Origin of the sequence: Rhizobium deserti, assembly GCF_004358025.1 — a bacterium.
GTDB lineage: Bacteria > Pseudomonadota > Alphaproteobacteria > Rhizobiales > Rhizobiaceae > Neorhizobium > Neorhizobium deserti.
In genome coordinates this window covers 687214-703274 of sequence record NZ_SMTL01000003.1, presented here as the reverse complement: position 1 = coordinate 703274, position 16061 = coordinate 687214, and the positions used below count along the sequence as shown (strand labels likewise).

General features: G+C 62.0%; 17 protein-coding genes. 6 read left to right on the top strand and 11 right to left on the bottom strand.

The genetic code is table 11. The annotated features are described in order from the left end of the window. Positions 1-77: 77 nt before the first annotated feature. On the top strand, positions 78-719 hold the full coding sequence (locus tag E2F50_RS15550) for a tetratricopeptide repeat protein (RefSeq protein WP_133317058.1): 642 nt from the start codon (positions 78-80) through the stop codon (positions 717-719). Here the strand turns inward: E2F50_RS15550 and E2F50_RS15545 are convergent. From E2F50_RS15545 to fabA, 5 genes are all read right to left on the bottom strand, one after another. Then, on the bottom strand, positions 716-1111 hold the full coding sequence (locus tag E2F50_RS15545) for a type II toxin-antitoxin system HicB family antitoxin (protein WP_133317057.1): 396 nt from the start codon (positions 1109-1111) through the stop codon (positions 716-718). The genes E2F50_RS15550 and E2F50_RS15545 overlap by 4 nt on opposite strands. A 10-nt stretch (positions 1112-1121) precedes the next feature. Continuing rightward, a complete protein-coding gene (locus E2F50_RS15540; protein ID WP_133317056.1) occupies positions 1122-1304 on the bottom strand; it encodes a type II toxin-antitoxin system HicA family toxin in 183 nt (60 codons plus the stop codon). Between the two features lie 91 nt (positions 1305-1395). Then, a complete protein-coding gene (gene fabI / locus E2F50_RS15535) occupies positions 1396-2202 on the bottom strand; it encodes an enoyl-ACP reductase FabI (protein ID WP_133317055.1) in 807 nt (268 codons plus the stop codon). Between the two features lie 3 nt (positions 2203-2205). After that, positions 2206-3429, bottom strand: coding sequence for a beta-ketoacyl-ACP synthase I (gene fabB, locus E2F50_RS15530; protein WP_133317054.1), 1224 nt, complete (start codon positions 3427-3429; stop codon positions 2206-2208). Between the two features lie 44 nt (positions 3430-3473). After that, on the bottom strand, positions 3474-3989 hold the full coding sequence (fabA, locus tag E2F50_RS15525; RefSeq protein ID WP_133317053.1) for a 3-hydroxyacyl-[acyl-carrier-protein] dehydratase FabA: 516 nt from the start codon (positions 3987-3989) through the stop codon (positions 3474-3476). 313 nt (positions 3990-4302) lie between these two features. Between fabA and irrA the strand changes: the two genes are divergently transcribed. Beyond that, the gene (gene irrA / locus E2F50_RS15520) at positions 4303-4719 is read left to right on the top strand and encodes an iron response transcriptional regulator IrrA (RefSeq protein WP_133317052.1); all 417 of its coding nucleotides are present in this window, start codon (positions 4303-4305) and stop codon (positions 4717-4719) included. Here irrA and E2F50_RS15515 read toward each other — a convergent pair. Further along, positions 4716-5378 (bottom strand): trimeric intracellular cation channel family protein, encoded by a 663-nt coding sequence (locus E2F50_RS15515; protein ID WP_133317051.1) that lies wholly within the window; start codon positions 5376-5378, stop codon positions 4716-4718. The genes irrA and E2F50_RS15515 overlap by 4 nt on opposite strands. 110 nt (positions 5379-5488) lie before the next feature. Between E2F50_RS15515 and E2F50_RS15510 the strand changes: the two genes are divergently transcribed. Beyond that, the gene (locus E2F50_RS15510; protein WP_133317050.1) at positions 5489-5962 is read left to right on the top strand and encodes a hypothetical protein; all 474 of its coding nucleotides are present in this window, start codon (positions 5489-5491) and stop codon (positions 5960-5962) included. A gap of 3 nt (positions 5963-5965) precedes the next feature. Here the strand turns inward: E2F50_RS15510 and E2F50_RS15505 are convergent, their stop codons facing one another. The 5 genes from E2F50_RS15505 to E2F50_RS15485 form a co-directional block, all read right to left on the bottom strand. After that, the gene (locus E2F50_RS15505; protein WP_133317049.1) at positions 5966-6751 is read right to left on the bottom strand and encodes a YdcF family protein; all 786 of its coding nucleotides are present in this window, start codon (positions 6749-6751) and stop codon (positions 5966-5968) included. A gap of 2 nt (positions 6752-6753) precedes the next feature. Beyond that, positions 6754-8007, bottom strand: a complete 1254-nt coding sequence (locus E2F50_RS15500) for a TIGR03862 family flavoprotein (protein ID WP_133317048.1) — start codon at positions 8005-8007, stop codon at positions 6754-6756. 57 nt (positions 8008-8064) lie between these two features. Then, positions 8065-8268 (bottom strand): hypothetical protein, encoded by a 204-nt coding sequence (locus tag E2F50_RS23250; protein WP_133317047.1) that lies wholly within the window; start codon positions 8266-8268, stop codon positions 8065-8067. Positions 8269-8323: 55 nt separating this feature from the next. Beyond that, positions 8324-9217, bottom strand: coding sequence for a DMT family transporter (locus tag E2F50_RS15490; protein WP_133317046.1), 894 nt, complete (start codon positions 9215-9217; stop codon positions 8324-8326). 108 nt (positions 9218-9325) lie between these two features. Continuing rightward, the gene (locus E2F50_RS15485) at positions 9326-12943 is read right to left on the bottom strand and encodes a hydantoinase B/oxoprolinase family protein (protein ID WP_133317045.1); all 3618 of its coding nucleotides are present in this window, start codon (positions 12941-12943) and stop codon (positions 9326-9328) included. A gap of 197 nt (positions 12944-13140) precedes the next feature. Between E2F50_RS15485 and E2F50_RS15480 the strand changes: the two genes are divergently transcribed. The 3 genes from E2F50_RS15480 to E2F50_RS15470 are packed head-to-tail and all read left to right on the top strand — an operon-like array spanning position 13141 to position 16052. Further along, on the top strand, positions 13141-13725 hold the full coding sequence (locus E2F50_RS15480; RefSeq protein WP_133317044.1) for a TRAP transporter small permease: 585 nt from the start codon (positions 13141-13143) through the stop codon (positions 13723-13725). Between the two features lie 4 nt (positions 13726-13729). Then, positions 13730-15043, top strand: coding sequence for a TRAP transporter large permease (locus E2F50_RS15475; protein WP_133317043.1), 1314 nt, complete (start codon positions 13730-13732; stop codon positions 15041-15043). Positions 15044-15065: 22 nt separating this feature from the next. Further along, positions 15066-16052 carry a TRAP transporter substrate-binding protein gene (locus E2F50_RS15470; protein WP_245515424.1) on the top strand — a complete coding sequence of 329 codons (987 nt, stop codon included), beginning with the start codon at positions 15066-15068 and terminating at the stop codon, positions 16050-16052. Positions 16053-16061: the final 9 nt, after the last annotated feature.

Genomic DNA, 16061 nt, shown 5'->3' with positions numbered 1-16061 from the left:
CATCACGATCTCAACGCCCCTTGTCAGGTTCGGCATTTGCAGGTTAAGGTTGCATCTGGTCGCGTTTAGGGGCACGGATGCGAAACTTGATCCTCGCCATGATCATGCTGCTGCTGCCGGCGTCAAATGCGCTTGGCGATCAGGTGAGGGATTCCTGGGAATGGTTCAACGCCGCCGAGTTCTACCAGGGCGGCCAGATGAAGGGTCGGCAGGATCTCAAGACAACCGCCCGCTACTTCCGCGTTTCGGCGGAAAAAGGGAATGCGGTTGCAGCCTTCAAGCTCGGCGAGATCTACGAGAATGGCATCGGCCTCCCCAAGGATCCCATCCAAGCCTTCACCTGGTACATGCGTGCCGCTGCCCGTAACGACAAGGACGGGCAGCTCAAGGTTGGTTGGTGTTACCAGAAGGGCATAGGCGTTCAGCCGGACCCGCAGATCGCGGCGATCTGGTATCGCATATCAGCCGAAAACAAGAATGTCTGGGCCTATCACATGCTGGCCTTCATGCTTGCCGATGGCCAGGGCATGAAGCAGGATCTCGCTCTGGCAAGACGCTATTTCGAGATCAGCCTGCCGAAGACCAATGACCATTGGGCGAAATGGAAGCTGGCCAGCCTGCTGGCGCAGGAGGACCCGAAAAGGGCCAGGAACCTGCTGAAAGAAGCGGCTGCGGCCGGCAATGCTCAAGCCGCGGAAGAACTGAGGAAACTCAATTAGGCTGCTTCGATTGCCTTGCGGGCTGCGCTCGCGAGGAAGGCGGAGCGCGTCAGGCCCCTTTCGCGCGCAGTCGCATCGATGGCATCCAGCATGCCTTTCTCGAACGTGACGTTAGCACGCACAACTCGCGTGCCATCTTCGATGAAGGGAACACGGATAAGGATCGATCCGGTCGCGAGTTTCTTGCGAATATCGTCACGTGCCATGACCTGTTCTATGGAAGACGGATCGGGAAGTGTCTCGTCCTCCGCCCACAGACGGAGCGCCTCGATCGCATTTGCGGTCAAGTCGGCCTCTGCATCAGCCGCGGAAAAGACGGAAGGGAGGTCCGGAAAGCTGACACCGAAGGCACTGTCATCTTCCTTATGTACAACGGCGATGAAATATTTCATGGCATTCACCTCACGTCCATCCAGCTTGCTTCGCAATCGCCACTGCCAGCCCAATCGGAAGGTCCTTCTTCGGGTGGGGGACTATGATGGTCTGGGTGCCGCGACGCAGCTTGTGATGCGAGCCTTTGATCGATATAAGCTCAAACCCGTCGCGCTTCAGGCGCGCGATGATCTTGTGGCTGTTGCGTTCCACAAGGCGCTTCCGATCACGGCTGAACATAGCGCGGAGAGGCTCGGATAGCAAGTAATGCGCATCAATATGCGCATCACTTGAAAGCGATAAGCTACTCGACGTCTGCCTTGCGCAGCCGTTCGAGCGTCGGCAGCGAGGTGATGCTGTAGCCGGCATCGACGTAATGCACCTCGCCGGTCACGCCTCGGGACAGGTCCGAAAGCAGATAGAGGGCAGAGCCGCCGATATCCTCGATGGTCGCCGTGCGGCGCAGCGGCGCATTCTGCTGGTTCCAGGAGTAGATCGCCCGGGCGTCGGAGATCCCGGCGCCGGCGAGGGTGCGCACCGGTCCGGCCGAAATCGTGTTCACCCGGATGTCGCGTGGACCGTAGTCTGCGGCGAGATAGCGGACCGAAGCTTCCAGCGCCGCCTTGGCAACGCCCATGACATTGTAGTTGGGGATGACCCGCTGCGAGCCGTTATAGGTGAGCGTCAGCATCGAGCCGCCGTCGGTCATCAGTTCGGCGGCGCGTTTGGCCACTTCCGTGAAGGAAAAGCAGGAAATGACCATGGTGCGGGAGAAGTTCTCGCGCGTCGTCTCCGCATAAAGGCCCTTCAGCTCGTTCTTGTCGGAAAAGCCGATGGCATGCACGAGGAAATCGAGCTTGCCCCAGCGCTCCTTGATGGCGGCGAAGGTCGCGTCCACCGAAGCAATATCTTCGACATCGCAGGGCAGAACGAGATCCGAATTGACTTCGGCTGCCAGCGGCTTGACGCGCTTGCCCAACGCGTCGCCTTGATAGGTAAAGGCCAATTCGGCGCCCTGTGCGGCGAGCGCCTTGGAAATCCCCCAGGCGATCGAATGGTTGTTGGCGACACCCATGATCAGGCCGCGTTTTCCCTGCATGATTCCGGTCATGAATTATCCGTTATGGCGCTGGAAGACGAGCGTGGCATTGGTGCCGCCAAATCCGAACGAGTTTGAGAGGACCGTATCGATCTTGGCGTCGTCGATGCGCTTGCGCACGATCGGCACGCCGTCGAATTCCGGATCGAGGGTTTCGATATGGGCGCTTTCGCCGATGAAGCGTTCCTGCATCATCAGCAGGCCATAGATCGATTCCTGTACACCTGCACCGCCCAGCGAATGGCCAGTCAGCGACTTGGTGGACTGCACATGCGGGATCTTGTCCTTGAAGACTTCGCGGATCGCGCCGATTTCCTTGCTGTCGCCGACCGGCGTCGAAGTGCCGTGGGTGTTGATGTAATCCACTTCACCTTCCACCGTTGCCAGCGCCTGGCGCATGCAGCGGATGGCGCCTTCGCCGGACGGAGCGACCATGTCGTAGCCGTCGGACGTGGCGCCGTAGCCGGTGAGTTCCGCATAGATTTTCGCGCCACGGGCCTTGGCATGCTCGAGCTCTTCAAGAACAAGGACACCCGCACCGCCGGCAATCACAAAGCCGTCGCGATCGACGTCATAAGCGCGCGACGCGCGGTCCGGCTGGTTGTTGTACTTGGTCGACATGGCGCCCATGGCGTCGAACAGGTTCGACATGGTCCAGTCGAGATCCTCGTGGCCACCTGCAAACATCACGTCCTGCTTGCCCCACTGAATCATTTCCGCGGCATTGCCGATGCAATGCGCCGAGGTCGAGCAGGCCGACGAGATCGAATAGTTGACGCCGTGAATCTTGAACCAGGTGGCAAGCGTTGCCGATGCGGTCGAAGACATGGCCTTCGGCACAGCAAAAGGGCCGATCCGCTTGGGGCTGTTGTTCTTGACGGTAATCTCGGCGGCTTCGATCAAGGTGCGGGTCGAAGGACCGCCGGAACCCATGATGATTCCGGTCCGCTCGTTCTCGCTGTAATCCTTTTCCTCAAGGCCGGAATCAGCGATCGCCTGCTTCATGGCGACGTGGTTCCAGGCGCCGCCTTGGGAAAGGAAGCGCATGGCACGCCGATCGACCAGTTCGGCCGGATCCAGATTAGGCTTTCCCCAGACCTGGCACTTGAAGCCGTGCTCGGCGAAATCCGGCGAAAAGGAAATGCCGGACTTTGCCTGCCGCAGGGATTCGGTAACCTCGGCCGCGTCGTTTCCGATCGACGACACGATGCCCAGACCCGTGACAACTACCCGTCTCATCTGATGACCTTTTTCCTGTTGCTCTTGCCTTCGGCGATTGCCGCTCAGGCCGCCTTTTCCTTTGACAAACCGACGCGAAGGTCGGTCGCCTGGTAAATCGTTTCCCCGTCAGCCTTCAGCCAACCGTCCGCCGTGCCCAGCACGAGGCGGCCGCGCATGACGCGTTTGAAATCGATGCCATATTCGAGAAGCTTGGTATCGGGACGTATCATGCCCTTGAACTTCACCTCGCCGGTCGACAGAGCCATGCCGCGGCCCGGCTCGCCGAGCCAGCCGAGAAAGAAGCCGGTCAGCTGCCACATGCCATCGAGCCCGAGGCAACCCGGCATGATCGGATTGCCTTCGAAATGGCAGGGAAAATACCAGTCGTCCGGCCGAACATCGTATTCAGCCCGCAGATAGCCCTTGTCGAAGGCGCCGCCGGTTTCGGAAATGTCCGTGATTCGATGAACCATCAACATGGGCGGCAGCGGAAGCTGCGCATTGCCTGGTCCAAACAGTTCGCCATGCGCACAGGCGATGAGTTCTTCATAGTTAAAACTGGACTGTCTGGTCGCCATCGAATACCCGTTCCCCCTTGAAGCCTTAATGCTCGTCTTTCCCAAGCTCTAGAGCAAAATCGCCCAAAACTGAAGCATCACGATGCTCGAGCGTCCGGCGTCCTGGGGATGGACGGGGGACGCTCGAGCATCCCGTATCAGGTTCGCATATAGGAAGCGGTGGGCGCAAACCAGAGGCCTTGAGGGGAAATAACGCGATTTCGGGCCTGTCCGGGATTCTCGCCCGCGGGAAACTATTGAAACTGTTAGCGGCAAAAGTTATATCGGAAAGTCAAGATACCTCATCCGAGCTGCTTTGGGAGCTGAACAGCATATGGCAGACGCCAATCTGGAGATCGAGACGAGACTGCGTGATTGCGGCCTTCGCCCGACACGGCAGCGTATTGCCCTTGCGGATCTGCTGTTTGCCAAGGGCGACCGGCATCTGACGGTCGAGGAACTGCATGAGGAAGCCAGCGCCGCGGGCGTGCCGGTCTCGCTGGCAACGGTCTACAATACGCTGCACCAGTTCACCGAAGCCGGTATGATCCGCGTGCTCGCGGTGGAAAGCTCCAAGACCTATTTCGACACCAATATCTCGGATCACCATCACTTCTTCGTGGAAGGCCGCAACGAGGTCCTCGACATCCCGATCAACAATCTGGCTATCGACAACCTGCCGAAAGCGCCGGACGGGATGGAAATCGCGCATGTGGATGTGATCATCCGGCTGCGCGAGAAGAAGGCCTAACGCCCCTTTTTCCTTTTCCGGCCTTTCATCGCTTCGTCGGGATGACGGCCTGGGCGCGGCTTGTAGCGCGGAAGGGTCCAGCCATAGTGAATAGCGCCGCCGCGCAATGCGAAGGCAACGCCGGCACCGATGCAGGAGCTCGCATAAACAGGCAGGTCCAAGGCATTGGCCGCCGTGAAGGCGCCGGCGCCTGCGAGCGCTGCGGTAATGTAGATTTCCGGCCGCAGCAGAACCGAAGCTTCATTGGCCAGGAGATCGCGAAGAATCCCTCCAAAGGTTGCGGTCAGGCCGCCGGTGACGATGGCAATGGTCGGCGAGCCGGTGACTGCGAGACCTTTGGCAGCGCCAAGCACGCTGTAAGCGGAAATGCCGATCGCATCGAGCCAGATCAGCAGGCGGTAGCGCCATTCCACTCGGTGGGCCGTCAGGAAGACGAAGGCCCCGGCGGTGACGCAGATTAGGATATAGGTTGGGTCGAGCACCCAGAAGACTGGCGTGCGACCGAGCACCAGATCGCGCACGGTGCCGCCGCCGAGCCCGGTCACCGCCGCAAAGAACAGGAAGCCGATGAGATCGAGCTGCTTTCGCGACGCGGCCAGAGCGCCGGTTGCCGCAAACAGGGCGACGCCGGCATAATCGAGAATCATCAGCAGGGACATCCCATCCTCCAGCGTCGCGCAAGTAGGTCGCCCTAGTGTAGCCGCCGTCGGCCCTACGCGTCATCCCGCAGGCGCGCCCATGAACAGATGATTTCCGAGGATAACTGCCCTTGAAGACGCTTTTGGTGATAATCGCCCACGTGATCGCGCTGACGCTGATGCCGACGCTTTCGCTGGCCCAGCAGACACTGATCAGCGATCCCGAAGTCTACGAGAAGGAGCATTTTCAGAAATCTTGCAAGATGGCAGAGTTTGGTGCCGATTTCGTCAGGCGCTTCGACGTCAACAATGACGGGATTACCGATGCGGTCGTCAATCACGGCGAACTGACCTGCGACGGCGTTCGCGGGCCGGCCTGCAACGGGGACGGGTGTCCCAACAACTTCTATGTGCAGGTCAAGGAAGGCGGCTATATCATGATCGCCACCGCACAGATCTACGGCTACGATTTCATCAAGCGCTTCGGCAATATGGTCTTTGTTCTAAAGATGCATGCCCGTTTTTGCGAGCGCAAGGACGCGGCGCCGTGCGAAATGACCGTGCGGGTACGTGGCGGGCGGTTCCTGACGATCTTCAAGAAGTAGGCCTCATGGGCGGATGCCGTCGATCCGACCGGCCAGATAATAGCCGGCAATCGCCATCCATTCCCGCGCCGCGGTCGAGGAAAGCTGCGCATTGAGGGCAGGCTGGGTGAAGTCGAAGCCAGCTTCTACCTTGCCGCTCGTGCGGTAATCCACCGGCCAGGCCGTAACGGCAATGCCTGCCTTGGCAAACAGGGCCAGAGCCCGCGGCATGTGAAAGGCCGAGGTGATCAGCAGGCAGTTCTGCAGACCTTCGGTCTTCAAGAGGGCGGTCGTATAAGCGGTGTTCTCATAGGTGGTGCGCGAGGAATTCTCCTTGACCAGCCGGTCAGCCTGGATCCCCAGGCCCGCAAAGAAGCGTTCCGAGGCCTGCGCTTCGCCTTCATAGACGCCGCTGAAGGAACCGTCGCCACCGGAAATCAGGATGCGCGCCTGCGGATAGCGCAGCGCGAGCCGGGCTGCCTCGACGAAGCGATCGGCCGCCTGATTGAATTCGACGCCGCCGCGGCTCGTCACGACCTGCGTCTCGATGGCGCCGCCGAGCACGATCATGCAGAAGGGATTGCTCGGATCGGCGACGGGCTTCGGATAGCGATTTTCGAGCGTTTGGAGGGCAAGCGCCCCGACCGTTGTGTAGAGCGTCACGAAGAGCATCAGAGCGGCGGCCAAAGCCGCGAATCCTCCAAGCTTGCGCAGCCCCAGAAGGGCGAACACGCCGCCTAGAACCGTTAGCAGGAAGGCGATCGACAGAGGCTGGGCGGCAAGCCAGACCAGCTTGGACAGAAGGAACATGGCTATGGCCTTTGATCAACAGTGGCTGGCGGGACGGCAGCGCTGTGTGCCACCGACAGCCAGGTATGGATGCCCTTTGCGGCGGCGCGGCCCGTGGCAAGGCAGGCCGTCAGCAGATAGCCCCCTGTCGGCGCTTCCCAGTCCAGCATTTCGCCGGCGGCGAACAGGCCGGGCAAGCGCTTAAGCATGTAGCGCTCATCCACCTCGCTCCAGGCAATACCGCCGGCCGAAGAAATGGCTTCCTCGATCGGCCGGGGTCGAACCAGCGGGATCGGCAGCGCCTTGATCAGGCGGGCAAGATCAAGCGGCGAAGCGCGATGGGCATCGGCGGCGATCTCCCGTACCAGCGCGGCCTTTACGCCGTCGAGCCCGGCGCCCTTGCGCAGCCGGTTGGAGAAGCTTGCCTTGGGATCCTGACGGCCGAGATCCTGCATCAGGCGTACGATTGTGCGGCCGGGCGCGAGGTCGACCGAAAGGACGGCGCCGCCGTCACGGTTGATCCTTTCGCGCAGGGCCGCGGCATGGGCATAGACGAGGCTTCCCTCGATGCCGTGTCGGGAGATCACGAATTCTCCCTGAACCGCGCCGGCATCGGATGTGGCCGTCACCGATTTCAGCGGTTCGCCGGCAAAGCGGGACCGAAAGATCTCGCTCCAGACAGCATCGAAGCCGCAATTGGCGGGCTGGAAAGCCTTGACCGAAACTCCCTCTGCGTGAAGCCAGGCGATCCAGGCGGCATCCGATCCGAGACGCGGCCAGCTCGCACCGCCGAGTGCCAACAGTGTCGCGTCCGGCGAGACGACAATCTCGCCCTCAGGGGTCAGAAACCGGTAGCCCTGGTCGGAAAAACCCATCCAGCGATGCCGTGTTTTCAAGGAGACGCCTTGCGCTTCCAGGCGGCGCAGCCAGCTGCGCAAGAGCGGCGAGGCCTTCATGACCTGAGGGAAGACCCGGCCGGACGTGCCGACAAAGGTTTGCGTCCCGAGCCCTGCCGCCCATTCGCGCACCTCGTGCGGCGAAAACAGGTTCAGGGCAGGGCGCAAACGGGAGGACGCTTCCCCAAACCGGCTGGCGAACGGATCGAAGGGTTCGGAATGGGTGATGTTGAGGCCCGACTTGCCGGCCAACAGAAACTTGCGCCCGAAGGTCGGCATGGCCTCGTAAATGGTAACGCTGTGGCCGCACGCAGAAAGGACCTCCGCCGCCATCAGGCCCGCCGGGCCGCCGCCGATGATCGCAATCGTTTTGTCTGCCAAGAGCCGTCTCCCGTTCGGCGGCTCATATCACGGGCTGCGCGATCCGTCAGCGGGCTTCTAGCCGGCGCCGCCGACAGGTGTCAGAACCTTGCCGCTGCCGCCGCATTCGGGGCATTCTCCATCCTCCACCGTGCCGGTGCCGGCGCAACGGCGGCAGAGGTTTTCCGCGGCATCCGGCGTGCCGGGCGGCACGGCATCGACATTCTTGATGCCGCCGGCGCTGCCGGCCCCTCCCGTCAAGCGATCGTCTTCTGCTGTCATGGCCGAGCCTCCGGTTATTCTGACTGAACCCGGCAAGGCTGCGCCTTGTTCCATCTCAAGTATGGGGCAAGGCTGGTGCAGGCTCGCGGTTGCGCCTGACCTCGACCCAGATATGACCGAACAGCGCCATGAGCACGATCGGTCCGCCGATCAGCGTTGCCTGCGGCGGCACTTCCGACATGAAGATCCAGACCCAGAGCGGCGTCATCGGCACTTCCAGCGCGGTGAGCAGGCTAGCATCGGCTGCCGGGATCCGCTTGGCGCCAAAGGTGTAAAGGATGAGGCCAAGCGCGTTCTGCACGACGCCAAAGCCGACGATCAGCATGATATCGCTCTGCGTAGCCATGGCCGGGCTGGCAAACCAGAAGGTGCAGGCCGAGCAGAGATAGGCCGACAGCGCCATGGCGGGCAGCATGGGCACATTGCGGTGCTGGCGCATCACCACGGCAAGGGCGGCGACCGTTAGGGTCATGACCGCGGCAAGGCCCTTGCCGAGCAGCGAGCCACCCGGTTGGACATCGACCAGCATGACCGCGACGCCGGCAAAAGCGACGGCACTGGCAATCAGCGTCGAGCGGCCGGCTTTTTCCCCGATGAACAGGAAGGCGATAGCGGCGGTGACGAAGGGCACGGTCGCATAGATCACCATCGCATCGGCGACGGACGTGTAATAGATCGAGCCGAGACCGGCGACCATAGAGGCCGAGGACAGGAAGGTTGCCGCCAGCGTGGGGCCGCGGATGGATTTCAGGATGTTCCAGCCGCCCCGGCCCTCGAGATAAAAGAAGAAGGCGAAGGTGGCCGAGCCGGAAACAAGGCCACGCAGGAAGAGGATGGTCGGCAGGTCAGCCTCGATCGCCCGCATGAAGAGGCCGGACAGCGACCAGGCCACTGCCGACAGGGCAACATAGATCACGCCCAGGCGATACTGGCGGTTTTCGCTGGGCATGAGGGAAATGCGGCTCCGGAGGTGATGACGAGAACCGGGACGTTAATCCCGGCTCTGAGTCGTCACAAGGGCAGCCAGCGGATTCTTGTCCGATGCCAGCACAGCTGTTCAGGCCTTCCCGTACCCTCCCGCCGTCGGCGTCACGACGGTGACGCTTTCGCCGGCCTCGAGACGTGTCTGGGCGCAGCCGCCCAGTTCGTCGACCGTGCCGTCGAGGCGCCGCACGAAGGTGGAGCCGAGTTCACCCTCGCCTCCGCCGGCAAGGCCCTGCGGCCGGATGGTGCGATGCGAGGACAGGATGGCGCAGTCCATGGTTTCGAGGAAACGGATGGTCCGTTTGGTGCCGCTGCCGGCCGCAAACCTGCCCTGGCCGCCGGAATTTTCGCGGATACGGAAATCCTCGAGCAGCACCGGATAGCGGGTTTCCAGGATTTCCGGATCTGTGAGCCGCGAATTCGTCATATGCACGTGCACCGCATCCGTGCCGGCAAAGCCGGTGCCGTCGTTATAGGTGCCGGCGGGCGAGCCAGAGCACAGCGTCTCGTAATACTGGTAGGTGGCATTGCCGAAGGTGAGATTGTTCATTGTGCCCTGGCTTGCGGCAATGGCGCCGAGTGCGCCGAACAGCGCATTGGTGACATGCTGCGAGGTTTCGACATTGCCGGCGACGACAGCCGCCGGATATTGCGGCTTCAGCATCGAGCCTTCCGGCACGATGATGCGGATCGGCTTCAGGCAGCCGGCATTCATCGGGATCGAGCTTTCCACCATGACCCGGAAGACATACAGCACGGCGGCGCGGGTCACCGGTTCCGGCGCGTTGAAATTGTTCTTTTTCTGCTCGCTGGTGCCGGTGAAATCGACGGTTGCCTCGCGCCGGGCCTTGTCGACAGTGATCTTCACCTTGATGACGCTGCCCTGATCGGTCGGGTAGGCATATTCGCAATCGTCCAGCTTCTCGACGACGCGGCGAACGCTTTCCTCCGCATTGTCCTGGACATAACCCATATAGGCCTGCACCACGGGAAGCCCGAACTGCGCGATCATCTTGCGCATTTCGTGGACGCCCTTTTCATTGGCGGCGATCTGGGCGCGCAGGTCCGCGACATTCTGGGCGACATTGCGAGCCGGGTAGGGGTGGTCGGAGAGAAGCCGGGTGATCCCGTCTTCGTCGAAGCGGCCGCGATCGACTAGCAGGACGTTGTCGAACAGCACGCCTTCCTCGTCCACAGTCGTCGCCAGCGGCGTCATCGAGCCGGGTGCGGTGCCGCCGACATCCGCATGGTGGCCGCGCGAGGCGACATAGAAGAGAATGCTCTCGCCCTTGTCGTCAAAAACAGGCGTGACGACCGTGATATCCGGCAGATGGGTGCCGCCATTATAGGGTGCGTTGAGCGCGAACACGTCGCCGGGGCGGATCCTGCCCTGGTTCTGGGCGATGACGCTTTCGACCGAGCGGTCCATGGAGCCGAGATGCACCGGCATATGCGGCGCATTGGCAACCAGCGCGCCGTTCTCGTCGAAGACGGCGCAGGAAAAGTCGAGCCGCTCCTTGATGTTGACTGAAGAGGCGGTGTTCTGCAGCGTCACGCCCATCTGCTCGGCGATCGACATGAACAGGTTGTTGAACACTTCCAGAAGCACCGGATCGGCTTGTGTGCCGATCGGCCTGGCGCGCGAAAGCGCGGTCATCCGCTTCAGGACGACATGATCGAGCCTGGTGATCTCGAAAGCCCAGCCGTCTTCGACGACGATCGTCTGGTGCGGTTCGACGATCAGGCAGGGGCCATTGGCGCGCGCACCCGGCTGGATGCCGGCGCGACGGTAGACCGGCGCTTGGCGCCATGCACCGCCCGAAAAGAACCTGGCTTCCTCGGCCGCAGTCGGCGCGTCGGCCGCAAGCTCGAATTCCGGCTCCGAAGAATCCGCGCCGCCGCCGATCGCCTCGACCTCATAGGCCTCGAAGATGATGTCGCGGTTTTCGAAGATGAAGCCGAACTGCTTCTTGTGGGCGGCCTCGAAGGCCGCGGTCATTTCGGCAGCATCGCTCACGGTTACGGACAATGTCGTGTCCGTGCCATGATAGCGTAGATGGGCCCGATGCAGCACGTCTGTGTCGCTGCCTGCAACGCCCTGCGACGCCATTTCGTCCAGAACGCTCGCCGTCAGTTCGTCGCGAACCGGTGCAAGGCCGTCCAGCGCGGCGGACAGCGGCACTGAGACGGTGCGCTGGCGGGAGGCACGGATATCGGCCAGCCCCATGCCATAGGCCGACAGGATGCCGGAAAAGGGATGGATGAGCACGGTGGAAATGCCGAGCGCATCGGCAGTCAGGCAGGCATGTTGGCCGCCGGCGCCGCCGAAACAGGTCAGCACGTAATGGGTGACGTCATAGCCGCGCTGAACGCTGATCTTCTTCACCGCATTCGCCATGTTTTCCACGGCGATGGCGAGGAAGCCGTCGGCCACTTCTTCCGGCGTGCGGCCGTCGCCGATCGTCCTGGCCATATCCTCGAAGGCGACGCGAACGGCATCCGCATCAAGCGGCTGATCGCGGTTCGGCCCGAAGATCTTCGGGAAAAGTTCCGGCGACAGCTTGCCGAGCATGACATTGGCATCGGTGACCGTGAGCGGCCCGCCGCGGCGATAGGCTTTCGGCCCCGGATTGGCGCCGGCCGAATCGGGACCGACGCGGAAGCGGCCGTTTTCGAAATGCAGGATCGAGCCGCCGCCGGCCGCAACCGTATGGATCGACATCATCGGCGCGCGCATGCGTACGCCCGCCACTTCCGTTTCGAAGGAGCGCTCCAGTTCGCCGTCGTAATGGGAGACGTCGGTGGACGTGCCGCCCATGTCGAAGCCGACCATCTTCTCGAAGCCGGCCAGTCGCGATGTTTCCACCGCGCCGACGACGCCGCCCGCCGGACCGGACAGGATGGCATCCTTGCCCTGGAACAGCCGCGCCGCCGTCAATCCGCCGGAAGACTGCATGAACATCAACTGAGGACCATCCTCGGCATCGGTGTCGGCGCCCAGTTCGCCCGCAACCTGCTCCACATAGCGGCGCAGGATCGGCGACAGATAGGCGTCGACCACGGTCGTATCGCCGCGCCCGACCAGCTTGATCAGCGGCGAAACCTCGTGGCTGACGGAGACCTGGGCATATCCGATTTCCCGGGCAATGCGCGCGACCAGCTGTTCGTGAGCCGGGTAACGATAGGCATGCATGAAGACGATAGCGACGGCGCGATAACCGGCATGGAACTGCGCCTGCAGGTCTGCACGGATGGCGCCTTCGTCCGGCACAGCTTCGATCGTACCATCGGCGCGAACGCGTTCGTCGACCTCGATAACGGCGCTGTAGAGCAGTTCGGGCTTGACGATCTTCTTGGCAAAAATGTCGGCACGGGCCTGATAGCCGATCGCCAGGGCGTCACGGAAGCCGCGCGTGGTCACCAGCAGGGTCTGCTCGCCCTTGCGCTCCAACAGCGCATTGGTGGCAACCGTGGTGCCCATCTTGACCGCGCCGATGGCGCCCGAAGGAATAGGCTCGCCGGCAGCAAGCCCCAGAAGTTCGCGGATGCCTTGCACCGCCGCGTCCCGATAGGCTTCCGGATTTTCCGAAAGCACCTTGTGGGCCACCAGCGTGCCATCCGCCCGACGCCCGACGATGTCGGTGAAGGTGCCGCCGCGATCAATCCAGAAGTCCCATTTTCCAAGTGCCATGATCCGCCCTCAACTGTTCGATTGCCCTAACGAAAACATTTCGTCGATAAAACGTCAATGATTGATTGACAGGAAAATGCCTCTTGCTGCATCATGCCTACAGAACGGGCAATGAAGCCGCCAAGAGCTTGGCCCGCACCGGCAACCGAGGGGAAGCCACATGAGCGAATTCCGTTTCGTCCAGGGAGGGGCAATGCATGTCCACCACTGATCCGCGCCACAGCATATTTCCGGAATGGCTCCGCAAGGGGCTGGATGGGCTCTACCTGGCATCCGGTTATCTTGCCGGGCTTTTCCTGGTGGCGATCTTCGTCATCATGCTCGCCTTGTCGGCGGGCCGGCCGCTCGGCATCGACGTTCCCGCCGGCGACGATTTCGCCTCCTGGGCCATGGCCGCCTCGGCCTTTCTCGGCCTTGCGCATACATTCCGCTCCGGCGAAATGATCCGCGTCGGCCTTCTGGTCGAGCGCATTCACGGGCGGCCGCGGCAGTTGATCGAGATCGCCGCACTCGTAACGGGCACGGCGGCGGCCATCTACTTCGCCTGGTTTGCTTTCGACATGACGCGCACCTCCTACCAGTTCAACGATCTGGCCCAGGGTGTCATCGCCATGCCGCTGTGGATCCCGCAGCTCGGCTTTTCCGGCGGACTGATCATCCTCGCCATCGCCTTTGTCGACGAGCTTGCGCATGTGCTGTTCGGCGGCCTGCCGCGCTACGAAAAGCCGGCGCCGGAAACGGCCGAAGAAGCCATAGAACGCGCCATCCAGAGCGGAGCTTGATGTTATGGGTACGCTTGAACTCGTTGAAATCGCGGGCGTCGTCCTCGTCGCTTTGTTGGCGCTTCTAACCGCCGGCGTCTGGATCGGCATTGCCCTCTTGATCTGCGGCTGGATCGCTATGCTGTTCGTGCCGGGCATTCCGGTCGGCGCGGTGCTCGCCACCAATTCCTGGAGCAATGGTGCTTCCTGGTCGCTGGCGGCCCTGCCGCTGTTCGTCTGGATGGGAGAGATCCTGTTCCGCACCAGGCTGTCGGAGGAAATGTTCCGCGGGCTTGCGCCATGGCTCGGCTGGCTGCCGGGACGGTTGATGCATGTGAATGTGCTGGGTTGCGGCCTGTTCGGCTCGATTTCCGGCTCTTCGGCGGCGACCACGGCGATGATCGCCAAGATCGCCCTGCCGGAACTGAAGAAGCGCGGCTATGACGAAATGGTCAGCCTCGGCTCGCTTGCCGGCGCCGGCACGCTCGGCATCCTCATCCCGCCGTCGATCACCATGGTCGTCTATGCGGTTGCTGCCAATGTCTCGATCATCCAGATCTTCCTCGCCGGCTTCTTGCCGAGCCTGATCGTCATGGTGCTTTATTCGGGCTATATTATCGTCTGGTCGCTGCTCAACCCCGACAAGCAGCCGCCGGCACCGCCGAAGATGAGCTTCAGGGAGAAGCTCAAGGAATCGGCCAACCTCATTCCGGTGACGCTGCTGATCGTCCTCGTCTTCGCCACCCTGATCCTCGGCTGGGCGACGGCGACCGAATGCGCCGCCTGGGGCGTGCTGGGCTCGCTCGGCATCGCCGCCTGGTCGCGGACCCTGACGGCAAAGGCTTTCTGGGATAGCGTCATGGGGGCCACCCGTCTCACCTGCATGATCATGCTGATCCTGACCGGCGCCGGCTTCATGTCGATCGCCATGGGCTATACGGGCATTCCGAATGCGCTTGCCGCCTGGGTCGACAGCTTCAACCTCAGCCCCTATGCGCTGATCGCCGTGCTGACCGTCATGTATATCCTGCTCGGCGCGGCATTGGACGGCCTGTCGATGATCGTGCTGACCACGGTCGTGGTTCTTCCGATGATCCAGCAGGCCGGTTTCGACCTTGTCTGGTTCGGCATCTTTCTGGTGCTGATTGTCGAAATGGCCGAAGTTTCTCCGCCGGTCGGCTTCAACCTCTTTGTGCTGCAGACCATGAGCGGACGCGACAGCTTGACGGTGGCCCGCGCTTCGCTTCCTTTCTTCTTCCTGCTCGTGGCGACAGTCGCCATCATCACGGTTTTCCCGGACATCGTGATGATCCTGCCGCGAATGGCATTTCCGGGTTAACGTCAACAAAAGGGGAATGAACATGACCATGACGACTTCCAGATTTGCCCAATGGGGACTTGCCGCAGCCGTGCTGCTCGCCACCACCGCACCGTCGCTCGCAGCCCAATGGGTCCTGCCATCGGCCTATCCGCCGGCCAACTATCATGTCGAAAACCTCAACCAGTTCGCCAAGGACGTCGATACGGCCACCAAGGGCGAACTGAAGATCACCGTTCATCCCAATGCCTCGCTGTTCAAGGCGCCGGACATCAAGCGCGCCGTTCAGACCGGCCAGGCGCAGGCGGGCGAAGTGCTGCTGTCGCTGCATGAGAACGAGAATCCCGTCTTCGGTCTCGACGTCGTGCCCTTCCTCGCCACTAGCTTCGAGCAGTCGAAGAAGCTGTGGGAAGCTTCCAAGCCGGCAATCGAACAGGCGCTCGACAAGCAGGGCCTGAAGCTTCTCTACACGACGCCCTGGCCGCCGCAGGGCATCTTCACCAAGAGAGACGTCAACAGCGTTGCCGACCTGAAGGGCCTGAAATGGCGCGCCTACAATGTCGGCACGTCGCGCATCGCCGATCTGGTCGGTGCCCAGCCGGTGACCGTCCAGGCGGCCGAACTGCCGCAGGCGCTCGCGACGGGCGTCGTCGACGGCCTGATGACCTCGAGCGCCACCGGCGTGGATTCGAAGATCTGGGAATCCCTCAACCACTACTACGACACTCAGGCCTGGATTCCGAAGAACGTCGTCTTCGTCAACAAGGCAGCGTTTGCAGCTCTCGATCCGGCCGTCCAGAAGGCCGTTACCGATGCGGCCGTCGCGGCGGAAACGCGAGGCTGGGCGCTCGGCGCGGAGAAGACCGCGAGCTACATGGAAACGCTGAAGAAGAACGGCATGACCGTGGTCGCCCCGAGCGACGAGCTCAAGAAGGGCCTGTCGGAAATCGGCGCCAAGCTGACCGAGGACTGGTCGAAAAAGGCCGGTACGGATGGCGTCGCCATCGTGGACGCCTATAAGAAGATGTGATTGATAGGC

Bases quoted from the DNA above. Each gene is read 5' to 3' on its own strand.
- E2F50_RS15515 (WP_133317051.1), bottom strand. From the start codon at position 5,378: ATGTCCCTGCTGATGATTCTCGATTATGCCGGCGTCGCCCTGTTTGCG.
- E2F50_RS15505 (WP_133317049.1), bottom strand. From the start codon at position 6,751: ATGTTCCTTCTGTCCAAGCTGGTCTGGCTTGCCGCCCAGCCTCTGTCG.
- E2F50_RS15475 (WP_133317043.1), top strand. From the start codon at position 13,730: ATGGGTACGCTTGAACTCGTTGAAATCGCGGGCGTCGTCCTCGTCGCT.
- E2F50_RS15545 (WP_133317057.1), bottom strand. From the start codon at position 1,111: ATGAAATATTTCATCGCCGTTGTACATAAGGAAGATGACAGTGCCTTC.
- fabA (WP_133317053.1), bottom strand. From the start codon at position 3,989: ATGGCGACCAGACAGTCCAGTTTTAACTATGAAGAACTCATCGCCTGT.
- E2F50_RS15490 (WP_133317046.1), bottom strand. From the start codon at position 9,217: ATGCCCAGCGAAAACCGCCAGTATCGCCTGGGCGTGATCTATGTTGCC.
- E2F50_RS23250 (WP_133317047.1), bottom strand. From the start codon at position 8,268: ATGACAGCAGAAGACGATCGCTTGACGGGAGGGGCCGGCAGCGCCGGC.
- E2F50_RS15550 (WP_133317058.1), top strand. From the start codon at position 78: ATGCGAAACTTGATCCTCGCCATGATCATGCTGCTGCTGCCGGCGTCA.
- fabB (WP_133317054.1), bottom strand. From the start codon at position 3,429: ATGAGACGGGTAGTTGTCACGGGTCTGGGCATCGTGTCGTCGATCGGA.
- fabI (WP_133317055.1), bottom strand. From the start codon at position 2,202: ATGACCGGAATCATGCAGGGAAAACGCGGCCTGATCATGGGTGTCGCC.
- E2F50_RS15470 (WP_245515424.1), top strand. From the start codon at position 15,066: ATGACCATGACGACTTCCAGATTTGCCCAATGGGGACTTGCCGCAGCC.
- irrA (WP_133317052.1), top strand. From the start codon at position 4,303: ATGGCAGACGCCAATCTGGAGATCGAGACGAGACTGCGTGATTGCGGC.
- E2F50_RS15480 (WP_133317044.1), top strand. From the start codon at position 13,141: ATGTCCACCACTGATCCGCGCCACAGCATATTTCCGGAATGGCTCCGC.
- E2F50_RS15485 (WP_133317045.1), bottom strand. From the start codon at position 12,943: ATGGCACTTGGAAAATGGGACTTCTGGATTGATCGCGGCGGCACCTTC.